Raw genomic sequence first — 21609 nt, 5'->3', positions numbered from 1 at the left:
GCCCGCCCGCCCGCCCGCCCGGTCACCCTCGCCCGGCCGGGCCACAACCCGTACAACGACAGTGGGAGGTGCATGGGGTAAAGGAAACAAGGCTTGACGGAGACAAGGTTTAGTAGAACCTCCCGCGACTCAAGCGTGTCGATCGATTCAGTGGATACGCGGAAGCGCCAGTTCCGCAACAGTTGGGGATTTGCGCGACGAGCCGACTGTGGAATATGTTCCGGGAACTAGCAGGGAAGCAAGAAGGCCACCCATTGCAGTGGGTGGCCTTCGGTCTCCACCAGCGCATTGATTGTTGCCTCAACCAGCACGAACTAAATGGAGAACACTATGGTCGCACGCATCGGCGTAACAGTCGACATCCACCTTCGGGATCTGCCGATCGCGCTCATCGGCGCGGCTGGCGGCACGTTCGCTTTGTGGGCCAACGCCCCCGCCGAGGTCGCCATGCCCACGGCCCTGCTGATCGTCCTCGACATCCGCCTCCGCCGCTGTGGCCGACGCGCCTAACGGTCCGATCAAGCACCTGACGGCCCACAGGCGGCCCGGGGGTGCAAACAAGCCCCCCACCGGACAGGAAACAGCAGGTGGGGGGCTTGTTCGTGCCGCGTTACTTCTTCTTGCCCTGGTTCTTGACCGCCTCGATGGCGGACGCCGCCGCGTTCGGGTCGAGGTAGGTGCCGCCCGGGGTGAGCGGCTTGAAGTCGGCGTCGAGTTCGTAGGACAGGGGGATGCCCGTCGGGATGTTCAGGCCCGCGATGTCGGCGTCGGAGATGCCGTCGAGGTGCTTGACCAGGGCGCGCAGGCTGTTGCCGTGGGCGGCGACCAGGACCGTGCGGCCGGCCAGGAGGTCGGGGACGATGTTGTCGAACCAGTACGGCAGCATGCGGACGACGACGTCCTTCAGGCACTCCGTGCGCGGGCGCAGCTCCGGCGGGAGGGCGGCGTAGCGCGGGTCGTCGAACTGGGAGTACTCGGCGTCGGTGTCCAGAGGGGGCGGCGGGGTGTCGTAGGAGCGGCGCCACAGCATGAACTGCTCCTCGCCGAACTCCGCGAGGGTCTGCGCCTTGTCCTTGCCCTGGAGGGCGCCGTAGTGGCGCTCGTTCAGGCGCCAGCTGCGGTTCACCGGGATCCACAGGCGGTCGGCGGACTCCAGCGCGAGCTGGGCGGTGCGGATGGCGCGCTTCTGGAGCGACGTGTGGAGTACGTCGGGCAGCAGGCCGGCGTCCTTCAGCAGCTCACCGCCGCGGACTGCCTCCTTCTCGCCCTTCTCGGTGAGGTTGACGTCCACCCAGCCGGTGAACAGGTTCTTCGCGTTCCAGTCGCTCTCGCCGTGGCGGAGGAGGATCAGCTTGTACGGTGCGTCGGCCATGGCTCCGAGCGTAATCGAAGCCCCGCGCGGGCCGCGCCCCTGTCCGGTGGGTGAAGGGCGGGCTCGACGGGTTGACGGGATCTGTTAATCGAGTGGCGGGCTCCTCGGCAGCCTTCGTAATGTGTGCCTGCCGGTTCAGGCACTTACAATTCGGGGGTTCCATGGTGTCCGTCGGTCGTGTCAGGCGTGCGCTGCGGGAGACCGTGTCCGGGCTGCCACCTGCCTTCTGGTGGCTGTGGACCAGCACCCTCGTCAACCGGCTCGGCGGCTTCGTCGCCACCTTCATGGCGCTCTACCTCACCCTCGACCGCGGATACTCCGCCACCTACGCCGGTCTGGTTGCCGCCCTGCACGGCCTCGGCGGGGTGATGTCGTCCCTGGGCGCCGGGGTGATGACCGACCGGATCGGGCGGCGGCCCACCCTGTTGATCGCGCAGGCGTCCACCGCGGTGTCCGTCGCGCTGCTCGGCTTCGTGCGCGACCCCGTCGCCATCGCCGGCGTCGCCTTCCTCGTCGGTATGGCCTCCAACGCCTCGCGGCCCGCCGTCCAGGCGATGATGGCCGACATTGTCCGGCCCGAGGACCGTATCCGTGCCTTCTCCCTCAACTACTGGGCCATCAACCTCGGGTTCGCCGTCTCCACCATGGCCGCCGGGTTCATCGCCGAGCACAGCTATGCCGCCGGGTTCCTCCTCGAGGCCGTGATGACGATGATCTGCGCGATCGTCGTCTTCGTGAAGCTCCCCGAGTCGAAGCCCGTCCAGGTCGCGGGGGAGGCACGCGAGGACTCCGTCGGGCTCGGGACCGTGCTCCGCGACAGGCGGTTCATGGGCGTCGTGGGGCTGTCCTTCCTCGTCGCGCTGATCTTCCAGCAGGGGGCCGTCGGGCTGCCCGTCGCGATGGGCGCGGCCGGGTTCACCCCGGCGGACTACGGCATGGCCATCGCGGTCAACGGCGTCCTCATCGTCGTCCTGCAGATCCCGGTCACCCGGTTCATCGAGCACCGCGACCCCGGCCGCCTGCTGGTGGTCTCCGCGCTGCTCGCCGGGTACGGCTTCGGTCTCACCGCCTTCGCCGGGTCGGTCGGGGTCTTCGCCCTCACCGTCTGCGTGTGGACGCTCGCCGAGATCGTCAACGCGCCCACCCAGACCGGGCTCGTCGTCCAGCTGTCGCCGGCCCATGGGCGCGGGCGCTACCAGGGCATGTACACCATGTCCTGGGCCGTCGCCTCGCTCGTCGCCCCGCTGATGTCGGGACTCGTCATCGACCGGTACGGGGCGGAGTGGCTGTGGGGCATGTGCGCCGTCGTCGGCACGGTGGCGGGGCTCGGGTACGCGCTGTTGATGCGCCGTGTGCCGACCGCGACCACGACCGTCACCCACGCCGACGCCGACACTGACCCCGTCATCGCCGAGGAGGCGCCGGCCGTCGCCGCGAGAGGGGAGAAGGCCGTGGTTTTGGGGCGGGTGGACGAGGGGCTGCCGGAGGTCGGCGCCTCCGGCGGCTCACCGCACTGACAACGGCACCGCGTGGATCTCGTCGGCCAGGTGGCCGGTCCGTTCGTGGATGCGCTGGACCGCCTCGGCGGAGGGCGCCTCCGAGAGGCAGTAGAGCGTGCCGGACTCCGGGTCCGCCCACGTCTGCTGGAAGTGAACGCCCTCTTCCTGCTGTATCGCGAGGTCGGCCGCGTGGGCCTGCTCCAACTGGTCCGCCGTGATGCCGCGCATGCCGTGGTGGACATCCATGTACTGCGTCATGGCCTCGCACTTCCTTCCGACTTCGGGCGTACGTGCTTCGGCCGTACGTACCTTCCATGCTGCGCCTGTGCCGACCGCGCGGCACGCCGAAGGCCCCGGGTGGTCGGACGGCGGCAGCGAGTGCCGTCGTCACGATGACCGCCGGGGCCTTCGGCGCGTACCGAACAGTGAGCCTGCGGGCTCAGCCGCACTGGCAGGGGCTGCCCGACTGGCAGCCGCAGCCGCAGCCCGAGCCGCAGCCGCACGCGGCGATCAGGGTCAGGTTCCTGATCTCGGCCGGCTGCTCGGTCTCGCGTTCCCGCGCGGGATCGGGTGTCGTGCCGGTGGAGCTGGGGGAATCGGCCATGGGTCCCTCCTCGAGACTGGTGCCTGTACCCATTGGATGCCCGCTCCCCTGGGCACATCAACGGCGCATCAACGGCGCATTGGGACTCGCGCACGCCCCCTGGCCGATTCCCCGCGCTGTCCGGTCAGGCATCCGTCGCCGGCGCCGCCTGGATGTCGGGCTGGATGTCCGGCTGGATCTCGTCCGCGTGCTCGCCCGTGACCAGGTAGACCACCCGCTTGGCGACCGAGACCGCGTGGTCGGCGTACCGCTCGTAGTAGCGGCCCAGCAGCGTCACGTCGACGGCCGTCTCGATGCCGTGCTTCCAGCGGTCGTCCATCAGGTGCTGGAAGAGGGCGCGGTGCAGCAGGTCCATCTCGTCGTCGTCCTGCTCCAGCTGGAGCGCCAGGTCGACGTCCTTGGTGATGAGCACCTCGGCCGCCTTGGCCATCAGACGCTGGGCGAGCTGGCCCATCTCCAGAATGGTCGCGTGCAGGTCGTGCGGAACAGCACGCTCCGGGTACCGCAGCCGGGCGAGCTTCGCCACATGCTGCGCCAGGTCGCCGGAGCGCTCCAGGTCGGCCGACATCCGCAGCGAGGTGACGACGATCCGCAGATCGGTCGCCACCGGCTGCTGGCGCGCCAGCAGGGCTATGGCCAGGGCCTCCAGGTCGTGCTGGAGCTCGTCGACCTTCTGGTCGGCCTCGATCACGTTCTCGGCCAGCTTCAGATCGGTGTCGAGGATGGCGGTCGTGGCGCGCCCGATCGCCGACCCGACCAGTCGGGCCATCTCCACCAGACCGTCGCCGATCGAATCCAGTTCCTCGTGGTACGCGTCCCGCATCAGGGTTCCTCTCATGCGTTCGAAGGGGTTTCGGGAGCGGGGGGCTCCCGTGGGTTTTCGGGGCGTGTGCCCCGCCACGCAGCCGACAGCGCGAACCCCGCGCGACCGACGGTGCGAACCCCACGCTCCCACGTTCCGTTCCCTACGCGTCCGAATCCGGCCCCTTACATGAATCATCCCTGGCTCCAAGGTGAACTCTGGGCGACGAGTCTTAGAGCTTGTCGTCCCGTGGCTGTGGCCACTGGTCGGCGCATGCCTAACCTGGACACATGGACGTGAACGCGGCGGTCGCCGCAATGGCAGCGATCGCCGGAGTGCTCACCGGCGTCATCGCCATGCTGGCGTTCCGCTTCAGCGAGCGTGAACAGAGGCGCCCCACGCGTTCCTCGCTGCACACGGACCCGGTGCTTCCGCCGGGCGTGGACACCGTGCTGTCCGTACTGCGCTCCTCCGCCGTCGTCCTGGACGAGGCGGACGGCGTGGTCAAGGCCAGCTCCGCCGCGTACGCCCTCGGGCTGGTCCTCGGCGGCAAGCTCGCCGTGGATCCCATGCTGCAGATGGCCCGCGACACCCGGCGCGACGGCGAGATACGCCAGGTCGAACTGGACCTGCCCCGCCGCGGCACCGGACGCGGCGAGGCCCTCGCCGTCTCCGCCCGGGTGGCCCCCCTCGGCTCCCGGCTCGTCCTGCTGCTCGTGGAGGACCTCACCGAGGCCCGTCGCATAGAGGCGGTACGGCGTGACTTCGTCGCCAATGTCAGCCATGAACTGAAGACTCCGGTCGGCGCGCTTTCCCTGCTCTCCGAAGCCGTCATGGACGCCTCCGACGACCCCCAGGCCGTGGAGCGCTTCGCCGGCCGCATGCAGGGCGAGGCCGTCCGCCTCACCAACCTGGTGCAGGAACTCATCGACCTCTCCCGGGTCCAGAACGACGACCCGCTCGAGGACGCCGAACCCGTCCGGGTGGAAGACCTCGTCGCCGAGGCCGTCGGCCGCTGCCGGCACGCGGCGGGCATCAAACAGATCACCATGGCCTCCAACGTGTGGTCGCCCGAAGGAGCCGATCAGGGCGACGCCGGGCGGCAGGCGGAAGCCACCGAGATCGGCGACCTGCGCATCTGGGGCAACCGCGGCCAGCTCGCCGCCGCTCTCGGTAACCTCGTCGAGAACGCCGTCAACTACTCACCCGCCCGCACCCGCGTCGGCATTGCGGCCCGCTGGGTCGGCCGACCGGGCGGGGACATGATCGAGATCGCCGTGACCGACCAGGGCATCGGCATCTCGGAGAAGGAGAAGGAGCGCGTCTTCGAGCGCTTCTACCGTGTCGACCCGGCCCGCTCCCGTGCCACGGGCGGTACGGGTCTCGGCCTGGCGATCGTGAAGCACGTGGCCGCCTCGCACGGCGGGGAAGTCACCGTGTGGAGCGCCGAAGGCCAGGGCTCCACCTTCACCCTGCGGCTTCCCGAGGCCGCCGCGGCCCCCACCCGCGACCGCGCACCCCGGCCGTCCCACCAGGACGAACCCGAAAGCCTCAACGCCGAGGCCGGACGGACCGCCCGCTCCCCCCATTCCCCCGATCCATCCGCGTACGAAACGCTTCCCTCCCCGGAGGTCCTTCCGTGACCCGAGTGCTCGTCGTCGAGGACGAGGAGTCCTTCTCCGACGCCCTGTCGTACATGCTCCGCAAGGAGGGCTTCGAGGTCGCCGTGGCGGCCACCGGGCCCGACGGTCTCGACGAGTTCGAGCGCAACGGCGCCGACCTCGTCCTCCTCGACCTGATGCTGCCCGGCCTGCCGGGCACCGAGGTGTGCCGTCAGCTGCGCGGCCGCTCCAACGTCCCCGTCATCATGGTGACCGCCAAGGACAGCGAGATCGACAAGGTGGTGGGCCTGGAAATAGGGGCCGACGACTACGTCACCAAGCCGTTCTCCTCGCGCGAGCTGGTCGCCCGTATCCGCGCCGTGCTGCGCCGCAGGGGCGAGCCCGAGGAGGTCGCCCCCGCCGCCCTGGAAGCCGGTCCCGTCCGCATGGATGTCGACCGGCACGTGGTCACCGTGGGCGGCACCAAGGTCGACCTGCCCCTGAAGGAGTTCGACCTGCTGGAGATGCTGCTGCGCAACGCCGGGCGCGTGCTGACCCGGATGCAGCTCATCGACCGGGTCTGGGGCGCCGACTACGTGGGCGACACCAAGACCCTCGACGTCCACGTCAAGCGGCTGCGCGCCAAGATCGAGCCGGACCCGGGCGCGCCGCGCTACCTGGTGACGGTCCGCGGGCTCGGCTACAAGTTCGAGCCGTAGACGGGCCTCCGGATGCCGGGCCACCATGGCCCGGCATCCGGCATCCGGCGGTTTAACTCGATCGTGTGGTGGTCGGCTTGCGGCGTCGGTGGGCCGTCCGGGTCAGCGTGATCGTGCGATCTGGACGCCGGGTACGGCGCCGGTGAGGGGCCCCTGTTCCACCGGAGTGATGGTTCGGGGCCTCCCCGTCGCCTCCGGCCGTCCTCATGGGGCCGGGTCGCACAGGGAACTGGCCTTCCGGGCCCGGACCACGCACAGGATGCGTGTCGCCGCCCCAGGGGTTGAGTACGCCGGGGACTGGGGGGTACCTCCCACGCCCTTGAGGCAGTGGGGGAGCCCAGGACCGTTCGGGGCGTGCGGCTGAGCAGACCCACTCCCGCTCAGCCCAGAGGAACGGTCCCGTCCACCGTCGTATTCAGTGCGTGTGCGGGTATGTGCGCGGCCGCTGCCGCTCAGTTGCCGGCCGACTGGCTGGCCGAGGCGGCGTCGGACGGGGTGCCCTCGGGGGCGTCCGTCGTGTCGGCGGAGCCCTCGGCCCCGGGGGCCGCGGGTGCGCTCGGCGAGCCCGTTGCCTTGTCGGACGCACCCGCCGACGGCTTGGCCGAGGCCTCCGGCGCGGTCGGGATGTTGCTCGGGCCCCACTCGGTGAAGAAGCTCTCGGCCGGGTAGACGAACGCGCGCAGGCTCACGGCACCGGTCTCGCTGAAGGTGAAGGTGACCGGCTGCGCGTTGCCGTCCTGGACGGACTCACGGCTGCTGGACAGCACGGCCGAGGCGTTGCCCCCGCCGCCGAGGATGAGCCGGCCGCCGGCCGGGACGGTCAGGCTGCCGCCCTTGGCGGGGGTCAGCTCGGCGGTCTTGCCGGTGCCGGGGAGGGTGACCGACTCCAGCGTCTGGTCGGTGCGGCCCTCGTTGAACAGGGTCGCGGAGACGACGGCCGGTCCCGTGGACTCGAGGTCCGGCTGGGTGACGACGATGGCGTTCTGGACCTTGATGACGCCGACGGTCGTCGCGGCGTTGTCCGGCTGGACCTGCAGGGTCTGGGCGTTGTTGCCGGCCGCGCACGCGGAGAGCGAGGCGATCGAGAACGCGATGGCGGCGGCGGCGATGGCCCCGCGTCGAAGGCTGCTGCTCACGGCGGCGGCAACTCCTTGACTCGTGCGAGCGGTGGCGACCGGTCAGCCGCCCTGAGTGTCTGTCATTCGCTGCCAGTGGGTGCCTGTCAGCGGCCCCAGGTTATCGAGCCGCTCCCGCGCGTCCGCACCCGACCCTCTCTGCGGCGCCCACTGTTCACCCCGGATGGCGCGCATGGGCGCCGTGGACGGCCCTCGGCTCGCGTGTGATCCCGGAGATCCCGGTGATCCCGGAAGTGTGATGCCCGGAGCGCGAGCCCGCGTGTGAGGGCGTGATGCCTGCCACTGGCTCGCGTAAGTGACTCGCGGGTAAGTGACTCGCGGGTTACTCCGGCCGGACACTCCTCCGGCATTCACATAAGTACGGCCGGGGGTGTCCTCCCCTCGGCGTGGCGCGTATTCCGTGAAGGAATACGGGGGCCGGACCGGAAAATGCGGCGGGCGGTCCGGAAATGGATCACCGTCGGCGTGTCCCGGAGGGCTCGTGATCAATTTCGGATTCGGCTGGAACCCGGCTGCGCGCACCGAACGGAGTAGCGAAAGTCGAGCACTTGGAGTCAGACATAGGGGGACGTATGGGCGTCTCCGGGGAGTTCCGGATGCGTGTACCGTACGCGTTTCGCTTGCCCCGGAGAGCCCCTCCGACCTGCGAATACCTGCTTCCGTTCAGTGGTCGAAGCACGTTCCTGATGCTGTTGTCAAGCCCCGAGAATGGCCCTGACCTGCGAAAACGCCATTCAGAACACGCTGTATCCGTGTTACCCTGGATAGCCACGGAAGGGGTACCTGTCACATGACGTTCAAGGTTGGCGACACCGTGGTCTATCCCCATCACGGGGCCGCGCTGATCGAGGCTATCGAAACTCGCCAGATCAAAGGCGTGGACAAGACCTACTTGGTGCTGAAGGTCGCCCAGGGCGACCTGACGGTACGTGTGCCAGCGGACAATGCGGAGTTCGTCGGCGTGCGTGATGTGGTCGGTCAGGACGGGCTGGACCGGGTCTTCGAGGTGCTGCGCGCGCCGTATGCCGAGGAGCCCACGAACTGGTCCCGTCGGTACAAGGCAAACCTGGAGAAACTCGCCTCGGGCGACGTCATCAAGGTCGCGGAAGTCGTGCGTGACCTGTGGCGTCGTGAGCGTGAGCGCGGACTCTCCGCCGGTGAGAAGCGCATGCTCGCCAAGGCGCGCCAGATCCTGGTCAGCGAGCTCGCTCTCGCGGAGAAGACCAACGAGGACAAGGCCGAAGCTCTCCTCGACGAGGTTCTCGCCTCCTGAGGCGAGGAAAGCGCAGCAGGCGGGGCACGCACGGAGCTTCGTCGCCCGGTGCTCGGTAGCACACCGAATTCCATGTGCACCTCGAGGACCAGCACATCGAAATGCCGCGGTGCCCGATGACGTTTGTGAAGTCGCCGGGCGCTGCGGCATGTTCGTACCCGGACACCATCCGTAGGTGACACCGTCCGTATGCCGCCCAGCCCGTACGCTTCGCACCCGCCGCGCTTCCCCGCACTCTGCCGGGTCCGGGCGGCCGACCCGACCAGAGTCACGGAAGGGGCTGGTCAAGGCGGTACGCCCGGCACTTCCCCCGCTCCGGGAGCAAGGGCTACGCCCAAGGCCATACCCACTCGGGTCCAGCACACAAACCTGACAGGAACCGATGTCTGACGATCCCTTCCCGCAGTCGCCGGCGCAGCCCGTGTCCGGCCGTCCGACCGCCCGCACAGCGGCCGTGATCCCGGCCGCCGGCCGGGGTGTGCGCCTCGGTCCGGGCGCGCCCAAGGCGCTCCGCACCCTGGGCGGCACGCCCATGCTCATCCACGCCGTCCGCGCGATGGCCGATTCCCGTGCCGTCTCCCTGGTCGTCGTCGTGGCCCCGCCGGAGGGCGCCGCGGAGGTCAGGACGCTGCTCGACGCGCACGCGCTGCCCGACCGCACCGAGTTCGTCGTCGTCCCCGGCGGGGAGAGCCGTCAGGAGTCCGTGAAACTCGGCCTCGCCGCGCTGCCGCCCGGGTTCGACATCGTCCTGGTGCACGACGCGGCCCGCCCGCTGGTCCCCGTCGACACCGTGGACGCCGTCGTCGAGGCCGTCCGCGACGGCGCCCCCGCCGTGGTCCCGGCGCTGCCGCTCGCCGACACCGTCAAGCAGGTCGAGCCCGCCGCCGTCCCCGGCGAGCCGGAGCCCGTGGTCGCCACCCCCGACCGGTCCCTGCTGCGTGCCGTGCAGACCCCGCAGGGCTTCGACCGGGCCACCCTGGTGCGCGCGCACGAGACGGTGACCGACAACGTCACCGACGACGCGAGCATGGTCGAGCAGCTGGGCCTGGCCGTCGTCACCGTGCCCGGCCACGAAGAGGCGTTCAAGGTCACCCGCCCCCTCGACCTCGTCCTCGCCGAGGCGGTCCTCGCCCGCAGGAGGCTCAACGATGGCTTCTGAGCCGCAGGCCGCAGGCGCGGAGTCCGTTCACGCGGAGTCCCTACGCGCGGAGCCCGCACGCGCGGAGCCCGTCCTCCCGCAGGTCGGCATCGGTACCGACGTCCATGCCTTCGAGGACGGCCGGGAGCTGTGGTGCGCCGGCCTGAAGTGGGAGGGCCAGGGGCCCGGACTCGCCGGGCACTCCGACGCCGACGTCGTGGCGCACGCCGCATGCAACGCCCTGTTCTCCGCCGCCGGCCTCGGCGACCTGGGACAGCACTTCGGCACCGGGCGGCCCGAGTGGTCCGGCGCCTCCGGCGTGACCCTGCTGACCGAGGCCGCACGGATCGTCCGGGCGGCCGGATTCCGGATCGGCAACGTCGCGGTGCAGGTCGTCGGGGACCGCCCCAAGATCGGCAAGCGCCGGGACGAGGCCCAGAAGATCCTTTCCGAGGCCGCCGGGGCACCCGTGTCGGTCTCCGGCGCCACCACCGACGGACTCGGCTTCCCGGGCCGCGGCGAAGGACTCATGGCCGTCGCCACCGCCCTCGTCGTCCGCACGGACCGGGGCTGACCGCCGTCCGCGCGGACCGGGATCGACCGAAACACGGTTCGAGGACGGCGGAAAGGGGCGCGAGGCACCGCCCCGGGCCGACTACCCTGGAGGGGTGACCATTCGCCTGTACGACACCAGCGCCCGGCAGATTCGTGACTTCATCCCGCTCCAGCCGGGTTGTGTCTCGATCTACCTGTGTGGTGCCACCGTGCAGGCAGCACCCCACATCGGGCACATCCGCTCGGGGCTGAACTTCGACATCATGCGCCGCTGGTTCGAGTACCGCGGTCTGCGCACGACGTTCATCCGCAATGTCACGGACATCGACGACAAGATCATCGCGAAGTCCGCAGAGCAGGACCGCCCCTGGTGGTCCATCGGCTACGAGAACGAGCGCGCCTTCACCGACGGCTACCAGGCCCTCGGCTGCCTCCCCCCGACCTACGAGCCGCGCGCCACCGGCCACATCACCGAGATGGTCGAGATGATGCGCGGCCTCATCGAGCGCGGCCACGCCTACGAGGCCGACGGCAACGTCTACTTCGCCGTCACCTCGTTCCCCGAGTACCTGGAGCTGTCCAACCAGGAACTCGACAATCTGCTCCAGCCGTCGGGCGAGGGCGAGACCGGCAAGCGCGACCCGCGCGACTTCGCCCTGTGGAAGGCGGTCAAGCCCGGCGAGCCGAGTTGGGAGTCGCCGTGGGGCCGCGGTCGTCCCGGCTGGCACCTCGAGTGCTCGGCGATGGCGCACAAGTACCTCGGCCCCGTCTTCGACATCCACGGCGGCGGCCTCGACCTGATCTTCCCGCACCACGAGAACGAGATCGCCCAGGCCAAGGCCTACGGCGACGAGTTCGCCCGGTACTGGGTGCACAACGCCTGGGTCACCATGAGCGGCGAGAAGATGTCGAAGTCGCTCGGCAACTCGGTGCTCGTCAGCGAGATGGTCAAGCGCTGGCGGCCCATCGTGCTCCGCTACTACCTCGGCACCCCGCACTACCGCTCGATGATCGAGTACAGCGAGGAGGCCCTGCGCGAGGCGGAGTCCGCGTTCGCGCGGATCGAGGGCTTCATCCAGCGGGTCGGCGAGCTGACCGGCACCGCGGGCGCCGTCGAGCCGGCCGCAGAGGTGCCGCCCGCCTTCGCCGAGGCCATGGACGACGACCTCGGCGTACCGCAGGCGCTGGCGGTGGTGCACACCACCGTCCGGCAGGGCAACAGCGCGCTGGCCGCCGACGACAAGGAAGCGGCCGTCGCCCGCCTCACCGAGGTGCGCGCCATGCTCGCCGTCCTCGGCCTGGACCCCCTCGACGCGCACTGGGCCGGTGATGCCGGCCGCGGCGACGATCTGAACGGCGTCGTCGACACCCTCGTCCGCATGGTCCTCGACCAGCGCGAGGCCGCCCGCGCCCGCAAGGACTGGCCCACCGCGGACGCCATCCGCGACCAGCTCGGCCAGTCCGGACTGGTCATCGAGGACGGTCCGCAGGGCCCACGCTGGAGCCTCGGCCCGCGCTGACGCGGACGCACGGCGGAAGCGCGGCCGGAGCACGGCCGCAAGATCGAGTGTGCCGTCCGGGCCTCCGGGCGGCACACTGCATAGACGTAACACCGACACAGACGCAACACCGACACGCCGACGCGACAGACGCAGGACCGATTCGCCGAGGCGACAGACGCACCACCGACGTGCGTACGCAGATCCGTACGCACGCACGACCTCATGGAGACGGGTACATCATGGCCGCGAACAACCGCCGCATGTCCGGCAAGAAGGGCGCGCAGGTCGGCAGTGGCGGCCAGCGGCGCCGGGGCCTGGAGGGCAAGGGGCCCACGCCCCCCGCAGAGATGCGCAAGGGGCACGCCAAGCAGCGTATCGCCCAGGCGAAGACCCGCCGGGCCGTCGGACGCGCCCCGCAGCGGCGCGGCGGCGGGCGCTCGACCTCCGAACTCGTCGTCGGGCGCAACCCCGTCGTCGAGGCGCTGCGCGAGGGCGTGCCCGCCTCCACGCTGTACGTCCAGCAGTTCATCGACAACGACGAGCGGGTGCGCGAGGCGCTCCAGCTCGCGGCCGAGCGCGGCGGCATCAACCTCATGGAGGCCCCCCGCCCCGAACTCGACCGGATGACCAACGGGCTGAACCACCAGGGCCTGGTCCTCCAGGTCCCGCCCTACGAGTACGCGCACCCCGAGGACCTCGTCGCGGGCGCCCACGACGAGGGCCAGGACCCGCTGATCGTCGCCCTCGACGGCGTCACCGACCCGCGCAACCTCGGCGCCGTCGTCCGCTCCGTCTCCGCCTTCGGCGGCCATGGCGTAGTCGTCCCGGAGCGGCGCGCCGCCGGGATGACCGCCGGTGCCTGGAAGTCGTCCGCCGGTGCCGCCGCCCGTACGCCCGTCGCGCGGGCCACCAACCTGACGCGCACCCTGGAGGCGTACAAGAAGGCGGGGATCGCGATCGTCGGGCTGGCCGCCGACGGAGAGTCCGAGATCGGTGAACTGGCGGCACTGGCGGGCCCCGTCGTGATCGTCGTCGGCAGCGAGGGCAAGGGACTCTCCCGACTCGTCGGCGAAACCTGCGACTTCCGGGTGCGGATCCCGATGCCGGGCGGCACCGAATCCCTCAACGCCGGTGTGGCGGCGGGAGTTGTGCTGTACGAGGCGGCACGCCGCCGCGCCTGAACGGGCGTTCGGCACCTTCACCCGTACGGGGTATTTCGGGTGGTCCGGACGGGTGGGGGGCATGCTTGACGCGGTCCGGACACATCCGGCGCGTCAAGGCAGTGTCCTAACGTCGGGTCACTCGGTTAGATGAGTGTGGACACCAGAACACCCCGCACACCTACGGGGGACCGCTCGTCGGCACTCGACGACGCTCCCGCGCTGAGCATGGTGAAGGTGCCGAGCGATCCGGCGCAGGTCATCGTCAATCACGCCAGCTTCCGCGTGCAGCTGGGCGTCTCGAACCGACGCGTCCAATCCCAGCGGATCGCACGGCACGTGATCGCGGCCGAGGACACGGCCCGCATCCCCGTCGTCACCACCGTGGGCGCCCCGGGCCGGACCGCGGCCCGTCGGCGCCCCGTCGTCTGGAGCGGCCGCTCGGCCCCCGACGACACCGGCGCGCACCGACTCCTCCAGACCATGCGGCACGAAGGCGTCCGCCACGCCGGCGAAGCGCTCACCGGCGCCGGCGCCACCCGGGTCGTCCCCCGCGCCGGCGACGGTTACGGCCATGCCGAGGACCCGGCGGCCCAGACCCTCGAAACGCCCGTCGTCGGCCCCCAGCGCACCCACGGCGGCCGGCAGCCCCTGCTGCCCCCCATGCGCACCGTCGGCAGCGCCTACGACGAACCGGCGTACGGCGACCAGGGCTACGGGAACCAGGACTACGACGAGCAGGGTTACGGGAACCAGGACTACGACGAGCAGGGATACGACCGACAGGGATACGGCGAACAGGGCTACGACAACGACGAGTTCGGGGACACCGGTGGCCATCGGACCGCCACCGACCCGAACACCGGCGGCCGCCGCGCCAGGCGCCACGGCGACGATCCGGCCCGGCACGCCTACTACCCCGGCCGCCGGATGAACCTCGGGGTCGTCCTGCTCCCGCTGCGCCTCTTCCTCGGCTTCATCTCCATCTACGCCGGCATGGGCAAACTCTGCGACCCGCTCTACTTCGACGGCGGCGAGCGCGGCTCCATGGTGACGTGGCTCAGGACCCTGCACCCGTGGGAAGTCGCCCAGCCGCTCCAGCAGTTCGCCCTCGAACACCCCATCGGCGCCGGACTCCTCGTCGCCTTCCTCCAAGTGATCGTCGGCGTCCTCACCGTCCTCGGCTGCTGGCAGCGCGTCGGCGCCGCCATCGGCGCCCTGCTCTCCACCGCGCTGCTGGTCACCGTCAGCTGGAAGAGCGCCCCCGCCTACGACGCGCCCGACATCATCTACCTCGCCGCCTGGTCCCCGCTGATCATCGCCGGCGCTCCCGTCTACTCCGTCGACGGCCGCCTCGTCGCCCGCGCCTGGCGCCGCCTCGGACCCCGCTCCGACCTCTGGGACCTGCGCCGCTACGTGCTGCGCCGCGGTGCCCTCGTCACCGTCGTCGTCTGCGGACTCACCCTGCTCACCGGCTCGCTGCTCGGCGGCGCCGTGCGGGACGCCGACCGCGTGGTCGTCCCCGGCCCCGGCGAGGCCCCGCGCAACGAACTCCCCGGCTCCCCGCTTCCGCAGGAGCCCGGCGAGCGCGAAAAGGGGACCCCGTCCGCCTCCACCTCGCCCACCCAGGGCGCCACGTCCGGAGCCGGCAGCGCCAGTCCCTCCGAGGGCGCCACCACCCCCGGCGCGACCCGCGACACCGGCGGTGGTGTCACCGGCGCACCCAGCCAGACCCAGGGCACCAGCGGTGAGGCCCCGCCCCAGCAGTCGTCCCCGGTGGAACAGGCCCCGAGCACCAGCGCCGGCGCCACCACGGGCGGCGGCACCACCGGAGACGGCGGCGACAATGGCGCCCCGAGCGACGGGGGCGGGGACGGGGGCGGGGGCGGGGACGAGGGCCCGGCGCCCGAGCAGCCCGGCCGGCTCGTGGGCGGGCTGCTGGGATAGGCCGCCCGGCCACCAGGCACAGGCGCGACGACGACGGGGTCCCGCACGGAGTGACGTGCGGGACCCCGTCGTCGTCGCGCTGGGGGCGGTGTGGCTGGAGGGCGGTGCGGCTGGAGGGTTGGCGCGGGGACTCAGCGGCTCTGGGAGGCCAGTTCCTTCGCCGCCTCCGTCAGGTCCTTCGCGGTGTCGATCGCCCGCCAGTAGGAGCCCTGCGGGATCGGGAACCCGGCCAGCCGGCGCTCACGGGCCAGCCGCGGGAACGTGGTGCGCTCGTGGTCGCCGCGCTCCGGCAGCAGACCGGCGAACCCGGGGGAGAAGACGTACACCCCCGCGTTGATCTCGAACGGCGACGGCGGCGACTCTATGAAGTCGGTGATGTGCCCGAACCCGTCGGTCTGCACCGCACCCCAGGGAAGGCGCGGGCGGGCCAGGGCGAGGGTCGCGACGGCGTCCCGCTCGGTGTGGAAGTCCGCCATGTCGCGCAGCGAGAAACGGGTCCAGATATCGCCGTTCGTGGCGTACCAGGGCTGGTCCGGGTGCGGCAGGCGGGCGGCCGCGTACCGCAGACCGCCGCCGCGGCCGAGCGGCTCCGTCTCGACGACGGTGGTGACGGAGAGCGGCAGATCGACGGTCTCCAGCCACTCCTGCAGCACCTCGGCGAGATGACCGCAGGAGACGACGACATCCGTCACGCCCTCCTCGGCGAGCCAGGAGAGCTGATGGCCGATGATCGGGGTTCCCGTCCCGGGAATCTCGACCATCGGCTTGGGCCGGTCGTCGGTGTACGGACGAAGCCGGGAGCCTTGCCCGCCGGCCAGGACGACGGCTTGAACGGGGCGCGACGCGGCGCTCGGATGGGTCATGAGCGCACTGTACGTGGCGCCCGGAGGGCCGGACCGTGGGCCCCGGGGCCTGTGGGACAGGCCCCGGGGCCGGCCGAGGGGCTGCTGAGAGGTCCGGCCCAAGGGCCCGGCGAAGGGCTGGCGAGGGTCGGCCGGGGGCCTGGCAGAGGGGCGGGTGTGGGCTCAGCCGTGGGCGGTGAGCACCCCCGACGCGAAGGAGGTGTCGCAGACCGGACGGGTGTAGGACTGGGCCCTGGTGGGGCCGTACACCCGGACCGCCGCCTTGCCGAGCGCACGCGCGATCGACGTGCAGTGCCGCGCCAGCGACGGACGGTCGTTCACCGCCTGCTGGAGGTGGGTGAGGGCGACGCCCGGGTTCTCCTCCTGCAACTCGACCAGGAGCCTGTCCCGCAGGACCTCGTGCGGGGCCCGCTCGGCGGCACGCGAGGACGCGCCGGACGAGGAGGCCCCGGACACGGCGGTGTCGGCGGCGGCGAGGACCGGACTCGAAGGGCTCCCCGACCAGTTGACCCGGGCGACCGCGAGGGTTCCGGAGAACACCAGGACGACGGGCAGGACGAAGGCGAGGGTACGGCCGACCCGGCGGGCGGGGCCCCGGCCGCGTCGCGTCTGAGGGGTAGTGGAGTGCTTCACGCGTGTGAGAGTAGCGTCCGGTAATGACATGGGGACATTCAGTCACCGGTTCGGGTGACATGGCGGGGGCGATTCCTGGACGGCGCGTTGACGCGCACTGCTCGAAATGGCCGGTATGTCAGGGTATTTATCGACAATGGAGACGCAACGAAGAGGACCCCACAGCGAACTGCGGGGCCCTCTTCATCAACTCGGGTGAATTACCCGGGCCGTCGTGTTTCGGATGCGACGACGCCCGGCTCAGTCGGACAGGCGCTCGCCGGACGACGTCGAGAACACGTGGCTCTCGCCGGACCGCGGCACGACGTGCAGCGTGCTGCCCTTCTCCGGCACGTTGCGGCCGCCGACGCGGACGACGAGGTCCTTGGACTCGTCGCCGACCTGGGCGGTGCCGTACACGAACGCGTCGGAGCCCAGCTCCTCCACCACGTTGACGACGACCGCGAGGCCCTGGCCGGACTCGGCACCGGCCACGTCGAAGTGCTCGGGACGGACGCCGACGGTGACGGTCTTGTCGGTGGCGGCGGCCAGCGCGTCGCGGTCCACCGGGACCACCGAGTTGCCGAACTTCACGCCGCCGTCGGCGATCGGCACCTCGACGAGGTTCATCGCCGGGGAGCCGATGAAGCCGGCCACGAAGAGGTTGGCGGGCCTGTCGTACATGTTGCGCGGGGTGTCGACCTGCTGGAGCAGACCGGCCTTGAGGACCGCCACCCGGTCGCCCATGGTCAGGGCCTCGACCTGGTCGTGGGTGACGTAGACGGTGGTGATGCCCAGGCGGCGCTGGAGCGAGGCGATCTGCGTACGGGTGGACACACGGAGCTTGGCGTCCAGGTTGGACAGCGGCTCGTCCATGAGGAACACCTGCGGCTCACGCACGATGGCGCGACCCATGGCGACACGCTGGCGCTGACCGCCGGAGAGCGCCTTCGGCTTGCGGTCCAGATAATCCGTCAGGTCGAGGATCTTCGCGGCCTCCTCGACCTTCTGCCGGATCTCCGCCTTGTTGACACCGGCGATCTTGAGCGCGAAGCCCATGTTGTCGGCGACCGACATGTGCGGGTACAGCGCGTAGTTCTGGAACACCATGGCGATGTCCCGGTCCTTCGGCGGCAGGTGCGTGACGTCGCGCTCACCGATGCGGATGGCGCCGGCGTTCACGTCCTCGAGCCCCGCCAGCATGCGGAGCGAGGTGGACTTGCCGCAGCCGGACGGACCGACCAGCACGAGGAACTCCCCGTCCTCGATGTCGATCTCGAGCGCGTCCACGGCGGGCTTGGTCGAACCGGGGTAGATCCGGGTCGCCTTGTCGAACGTGACAGTGGCCATGGTGAAGGGCCCCCTTCTACCGGCAGGAACGTGCCGGACGATCCGAGTAGGAAGGTGGTGCCACGACGGGATGTTCCGTTGTGGTTCCGTGTGGTGCAGTCCACGAGGGTGAACTGGCACTGGACGGTACCTGGCGTTCACCTGGTCTGTCAGTACCTGAGACCCTGTGAACTTCACGGAAACTTTCGCATGGGCAGAGCGACGCACTTTTGACCCGGCAGTACAATAGGTGCATTTCATCTCGCGCTTTGTGCTGGCTTCCTGCTTCAACGCCCACAGCCGACCCATCACAGTCCTGACGGAATGTGCCCGAACGGGCTTACGCAGGCTCCACAGGCATGAGCTTCCCTTCACCTTCCTGTGCAGCTCCCGCTGCAACCGCGCCAGCTTGTCCGCACATCGCTTCAGCAGCTTCGGATGACCGACCTTCCGCCCGTCGTCCAGGGTGACCAGAGACGCCAGCCCAAGATCCAGGCCGGCTGCGGTCGGCTCCCGCGAGCCCGGCACGAACGAAGGCGGCAACGGATTGACGCGTTCCTCCACGAGAACCGAAACGAAGTACCGGCCTGCTCTGTCCCTCACCACCGACAAGCGGACCGGGGCTGTCCCGGCGGGCAGTGCCCGTGACCAGCGGACAGCCAGCGGACGGGCCTGCTTCGCCAGTTTCAGTAACCCTGTACCCGCCCGGTCACCGTCCTCGACCCAGCTGAACCCCGTACGCACATACGTCGCCGTATCCCTGGACCGGCCCTTCCGGCTTCTGCTGGGGGAGATTCACCTCGCCCCTCAAGAACCGGCTGAACGCCTGATCCAGATGGCGCAGGGACTGCTGAAGGACCGTGGACGACACCTCTTTCAGCCACGTCGTCTCCTCCGCCCGCTTCCAGCTGGTCAACGCCCGACAGGTCTCCGCGAACCCCACCCTCACCCGGTGTTGCTCCCATGCCTGCGAACGAAGCGCCAGCCCTTCGTTGAACACCCACCGGCAGGCTCCGAAGGTCCTGCTCAACTGCTCCACCTGTTCCGCATCCGGATAGAAGCGAAAGCGGTAGACGTGATGCCGGGCATCTGGCTCCTTGATGTGTGCTCGCAGCGGCGTCATCTCGCGCGTGCGGTGCTTGCGCCGGTCGGCGATGCCCAGGATCTCGCGCTTGACGCGCCGGGCTTCCTCACCCCTTACCGGCTCTGGTTTCTCCACAAGCTCGTCCATGGCCCCTCCCGACGACGACTTCCGGAACGGCACATCAGATCGATCAACGAACGGGCGCGCGGATGGTTACGCGTCTTCAGACCACGCTCGACTGCAAACCTCGTCGCTTCGGGAAACCGGCCCTGTGTACAGTGGACCCGCCTTCGCGCGCTCCGCGCGGCGCCTCCTTAGCTCAGATGGTCAGAGCAGCTGTCTTGTAAACAGCAGGTCGTCGGTTCGAATCCGACAGGGGGCTCCTCAGTTCCCGGGCCGGAGAAATCCGGCCCGGGATTTTTCATGGCGTCCGGGGCGCCCAAGCGGCGGGCGATCTCCAGTTGGCGGTCCTCCAGGGGGCGGCCGTCCTCGATGTTCCAGAGGCAGTTCTGCAGCAGCCGTCCGTACGTCCACGCGCGGGCCCGCTCGCGGTCCAGGCCGAGGACGTCGGTCATCGCGTCGAAGCGCCATCGGACGTCGTCGGCGTCGAAGCGGTTGGCCAGGGCCGGCCAGAGGTCGAAGCCGGGGTCGCCGGCGAGTGGCTTGGGGTCGATGGCGAGCCAGTCGGCACGGTCGGCGGCCAGGACGTTCTCCTCGTGCAGGTCCCAGTGCAGGAGGCGGTCGCCGGGCTCGTCCACGACCTCCCGTACGGCCGCCGCGCAGTCGGCGAGGATGCGGCGGGCCGCCGGGTCCGGGACGCGGGCCAGGGCCCCGGGGGTTCGCTCCAGCATGGCGCGGGCGAGGTCGCCGAGGCGGCGCATGCCCGGCGGGGCGGGGGTGGTGGTGAGGTGGGCGAGGAGGCGGGCGATCACCAGGACGGCCTCGTGGGCGTCCGGGAGGCGGGAGAGCATCCGGGAGGCATCGAGGCGTTCCAGGAGCATGGTGCCGGTGGCCGCGTCGTGCTCCAGCAGGCGGACCGCTCCGTCGCCGTCCCAGATCCGCAGGGCGACCGGTTCGCCCTCGGTCTCCTCGTCCAGGATCTGGAGCTTCAGCACGGCCGGTGTGCCGTCCGCGCGGTCGACGGGGAGAACCAGGGCGCTCACGCCGTGCATCGGCGCGCCGGTGACGTGCAGGTGCCAGCGCTCCAGGAAGGCGGCGGCCAGACCGGGCAGCCGGGCGACGAAGGCGCGGCCCGCCTCCCCGTTGAACTTCTCCTGCGCCGCGGCGAGTTCCTCGGGTACGTGGATCACGGTGGGCACGGTAGTACGACGCTCAGGGCTCCAGGACGACCTTTCCGGTCGTGCCCCGGTTCTCCAGGGCGCGGTGGGCGGCGGCGGCCTCGGCGAGGGGGAAGCGGTGGACGGCGGGGGTGAGCCGGCCTTCGGCGGCTTCGGCGAGGGCACGCAGTTCGAGGGTGCGTACGGGGTGGGGGCCGCCTGCTCTGCGCATCATCTCGGGACCGAGGACGTTGAGGGAGACGCCGTCGACGAGGTAGGGGTCGGTGCTGTCGAGACCCTGGGCGGACCAGCCGAAGACGACGTGGCGACCGCCGGGGGCGAGCAGGGCGACGACCGCGCGGGCGATGTCGCCGCCCACGCCGTCGTAGACCAGGGTCACCTTGCCCTCGTGGGCGGCGAGGTGTGCGGTCCAGGCCGGGTCCGTGTAGTCGACGGCGAGGTCGGCGCCGTTCGCCGAGACCCGGGCGGTCTTCTCGGGGCCTCCGGCGAGGCCGATGACAGTGGCGCCCGCGTTGCTGGCGTACTGCACGAGGAGGGTGCCGATGCCGCCGGCCGCGGCGGGGACGACGACCACGTCCCCGGGGCCGGGCTCGGCGAACTGCACGATGCCCATGGCCGTGCGGCCGGTGCCGATCATGGCGACGGCCTGGGCGAAGTCCAGGCGCTCCGGGATCTCGTGCAGGCGGTCGGCGTCCGTGACGGCCAGCTCCGCGTAGCCGCCCGGGGCGAATCCGAGGTGGGCGACGACGCGCTTGCCGAGCCAGTCCGCGGGCGTGCCGTCGCCGAGGGCGTCGACGACTCCGGCGACCTCGCGGCCGGGGACGGTGGGCAGGGCGGTGGGTGTGGGCGCGGGCCCCTGATGGCCTCGGCGCAGGGCGGTGTCCAGGAGGTGGACCCCGACGGCCCGGACGGTGATACGCACCTGGCCGGGGCCCGGCCGCGGATCCGGGACCTGTTCGTGGGTGAGGTTCTCGGCGGGGCCGAAGGCGTGCAGGCGGATGGCGTGCATGGGTGTCTCCTGGGGCATGGTCCGGCCGGCCGGTCCGGAAGTCGGTCCGGAAGCCGGTCCGGGTATCTGCCCGGACCGCCCGGACCGGGTACCGGCTCGGTGTGGT

General features: G+C 70.7%; 20 protein-coding genes, 1 tRNA gene and 1 pseudogene. 11 read left to right on the top strand and 11 right to left on the bottom strand.

What is annotated here, in order from left to right:
* The first annotated feature begins 330 nt into the window (after window positions 1-330).
* Window positions 331-510: a hypothetical protein gene (locus ACFPZI_RS09120; RefSeq protein ID WP_381360605.1), complete on the top strand. Its 180-nt coding sequence runs from the start codon at window positions 331-333 to the stop codon at window positions 508-510.
* Window positions 511-610: 100 nt separating this feature from the next.
* On the opposite strand, the gene ACFPZI_RS09115 is transcribed toward ACFPZI_RS09120, so the two are convergent.
* On the bottom strand, window positions 611-1372 hold the full coding sequence (locus tag ACFPZI_RS09115; RefSeq protein WP_381360603.1) for a phosphoglyceromutase: 762 nt from the start codon (window positions 1370-1372) through the stop codon (window positions 611-613).
* A 161-nt stretch (window positions 1373-1533) separates the two neighbouring features.
* On the opposite strand from ACFPZI_RS09115, the gene ACFPZI_RS09110 reads away from it, so the two are divergent.
* The gene (locus ACFPZI_RS09110) at window positions 1534-2889 is read left to right on the top strand and encodes an MDR family MFS transporter (protein WP_381360600.1); all 1356 of its coding nucleotides are present in this window, start codon (window positions 1534-1536) and stop codon (window positions 2887-2889) included.
* Here the strand turns inward: ACFPZI_RS09110 and ACFPZI_RS09105 are convergent.
* The 3 genes from ACFPZI_RS09105 to phoU all read right to left on the bottom strand — a co-directional run bounded on the left by ACFPZI_RS09105 (window position 2878) and on the right by phoU (window position 4298).
* Window positions 2878-3129, bottom strand: coding sequence for an SCO4226 family nickel-binding protein (locus tag ACFPZI_RS09105; RefSeq protein ID WP_381360597.1), 252 nt, complete (start codon window positions 3127-3129; stop codon window positions 2878-2880). The genes ACFPZI_RS09110 and ACFPZI_RS09105 overlap by 12 nt on opposite strands.
* Before the next feature lie 181 nt (window positions 3130-3310).
* Window positions 3311-3475, bottom strand: coding sequence for a hypothetical protein (locus ACFPZI_RS09100; RefSeq protein WP_381360595.1), 165 nt, complete (start codon window positions 3473-3475; stop codon window positions 3311-3313).
* 124 nt (window positions 3476-3599) lie between these two features.
* Window positions 3600-4298 (bottom strand): phosphate signaling complex protein PhoU, encoded by a 699-nt coding sequence (gene phoU, locus ACFPZI_RS09095; protein WP_381360592.1) that lies wholly within the window; start codon window positions 4296-4298, stop codon window positions 3600-3602.
* 269 nt (window positions 4299-4567) lie between these two features.
* On the opposite strand from phoU, the gene phoR reads away from it, so the two are divergent.
* A complete protein-coding gene (phoR, locus tag ACFPZI_RS09090; protein WP_381360589.1) occupies window positions 4568-5920 on the top strand; it encodes a two-component system sensor histidine kinase PhoR in 1353 nt (450 codons plus the stop codon).
* A 5-nt stretch (window positions 5921-5925) separates the two neighbouring features.
* A complete protein-coding gene (gene phoP / locus ACFPZI_RS09085; protein WP_465269179.1) occupies window positions 5926-6597 on the top strand; it encodes a two-component system response regulator PhoP in 672 nt (223 codons plus the stop codon).
* Window positions 6598-7049: 452 nt separating this feature from the next.
* Here phoP and ACFPZI_RS09080 read toward each other — a convergent pair whose 3' ends face one another.
* On the bottom strand, window positions 7050-7733 hold the full coding sequence (locus ACFPZI_RS09080; protein ID WP_381360586.1) for a copper chaperone PCu(A)C domain-containing protein: 684 nt from the start codon (window positions 7731-7733) through the stop codon (window positions 7050-7052).
* Window positions 7734-8523: 790 nt separating this feature from the next.
* On the opposite strand from ACFPZI_RS09080, the gene ACFPZI_RS09075 reads away from it, so the two are divergent.
* The 6 genes from ACFPZI_RS09075 to ACFPZI_RS09050 all read left to right on the top strand — a co-directional run bounded on the left by ACFPZI_RS09075 (window position 8524) and on the right by ACFPZI_RS09050 (window position 15308).
* A complete protein-coding gene (locus ACFPZI_RS09075) occupies window positions 8524-9006 on the top strand; it encodes a CarD family transcriptional regulator (protein WP_042168913.1) in 483 nt (160 codons plus the stop codon).
* Window positions 9007-9388: 382 nt separating this feature from the next.
* A complete protein-coding gene (gene ispD / locus ACFPZI_RS09070; protein ID WP_381360583.1) occupies window positions 9389-10165 on the top strand; it encodes a 2-C-methyl-D-erythritol 4-phosphate cytidylyltransferase in 777 nt (258 codons plus the stop codon).
* Window positions 10155-10718, top strand: a complete 564-nt coding sequence (gene ispF / locus ACFPZI_RS09065; protein ID WP_381360581.1) for a 2-C-methyl-D-erythritol 2,4-cyclodiphosphate synthase — start codon at window positions 10155-10157, stop codon at window positions 10716-10718. The genes ispD and ispF overlap by 11 nt, the downstream gene beginning before the upstream one ends.
* Before the next feature lie 94 nt (window positions 10719-10812).
* Window positions 10813-12219, top strand: coding sequence for a cysteine--tRNA ligase (gene cysS / locus ACFPZI_RS09060; RefSeq protein WP_381360578.1), 1407 nt, complete (start codon window positions 10813-10815; stop codon window positions 12217-12219).
* A 221-nt stretch (window positions 12220-12440) separates the two neighbouring features.
* Window positions 12441-13382 (top strand): 23S rRNA (guanosine(2251)-2'-O)-methyltransferase RlmB, encoded by a 942-nt coding sequence (gene rlmB, locus ACFPZI_RS09055; RefSeq protein WP_381360576.1) that lies wholly within the window; start codon window positions 12441-12443, stop codon window positions 13380-13382.
* A gap of 129 nt (window positions 13383-13511) precedes the next feature.
* On the top strand, window positions 13512-15308 hold the full coding sequence (locus ACFPZI_RS09050) for a DoxX family protein (protein WP_381360573.1): 1797 nt from the start codon (window positions 13512-13514) through the stop codon (window positions 15306-15308).
* Window positions 15309-15439: 131 nt separating this feature from the next.
* Here the strand turns inward: ACFPZI_RS09050 and ACFPZI_RS09045 are convergent, their stop codons facing one another.
* The 4 genes from ACFPZI_RS09045 to ACFPZI_RS09030 form a co-directional block, all read right to left on the bottom strand.
* Window positions 15440-16171 carry a nucleotidyltransferase family protein gene (locus tag ACFPZI_RS09045; protein WP_381360571.1) on the bottom strand — a complete coding sequence of 244 codons (732 nt, stop codon included), beginning with the start codon at window positions 16169-16171 and terminating at the stop codon, window positions 15440-15442.
* 162 nt (window positions 16172-16333) lie between these two features.
* Entirely contained in the window at window positions 16334-16804 is a 471-nt protein-coding gene (locus ACFPZI_RS09040) for a hypothetical protein (protein WP_381360569.1), read from the bottom strand.
* Window positions 16805-17044: 240 nt separating this feature from the next.
* Window positions 17045-18133: an ABC transporter ATP-binding protein gene (locus ACFPZI_RS09035; RefSeq protein WP_381360566.1), complete on the bottom strand. Its 1089-nt coding sequence runs from the start codon at window positions 18131-18133 to the stop codon at window positions 17045-17047.
* Window positions 18134-18821: 688 nt separating this feature from the next.
* The gene (locus tag ACFPZI_RS09030; protein WP_381360564.1) at window positions 18822-19343 is read right to left on the bottom strand and encodes a helix-turn-helix domain-containing protein; all 522 of its coding nucleotides are present in this window, start codon (window positions 19341-19343) and stop codon (window positions 18822-18824) included.
* A 161-nt stretch (window positions 19344-19504) separates the two neighbouring features.
* Between ACFPZI_RS09030 and ACFPZI_RS09025 the strand changes: the two genes are divergently transcribed.
* Window positions 19505-19578: transfer RNA gene (locus ACFPZI_RS09025), tRNA-Thr, on the top strand.
* Between the two features lie 100 nt (window positions 19579-19678).
* On the opposite strand, the pseudogene ACFPZI_RS09020 reads toward ACFPZI_RS09025, so the two are convergent.
* A pseudogene (locus tag ACFPZI_RS09020) lies at window positions 19679-20515 on the bottom strand (aminoglycoside phosphotransferase family protein); the annotation flags it as partial.
* 13 nt (window positions 20516-20528) lie between these two features.
* The gene (locus tag ACFPZI_RS09015; RefSeq protein WP_381360561.1) at window positions 20529-21503 is read right to left on the bottom strand and encodes a zinc-binding dehydrogenase; all 975 of its coding nucleotides are present in this window, start codon (window positions 21501-21503) and stop codon (window positions 20529-20531) included.
* Window positions 21504-21609 lie beyond the last annotated feature (106 nt).

This window comes from Streptomyces chlorus (assembly GCF_042655885.1).
GTDB lineage: Bacteria > Actinomycetota > Actinomycetes > Streptomycetales > Streptomycetaceae > Streptomyces > Streptomyces chlorus.
This window is presented reverse-complemented; position numbering and strand designations above follow the sequence as displayed.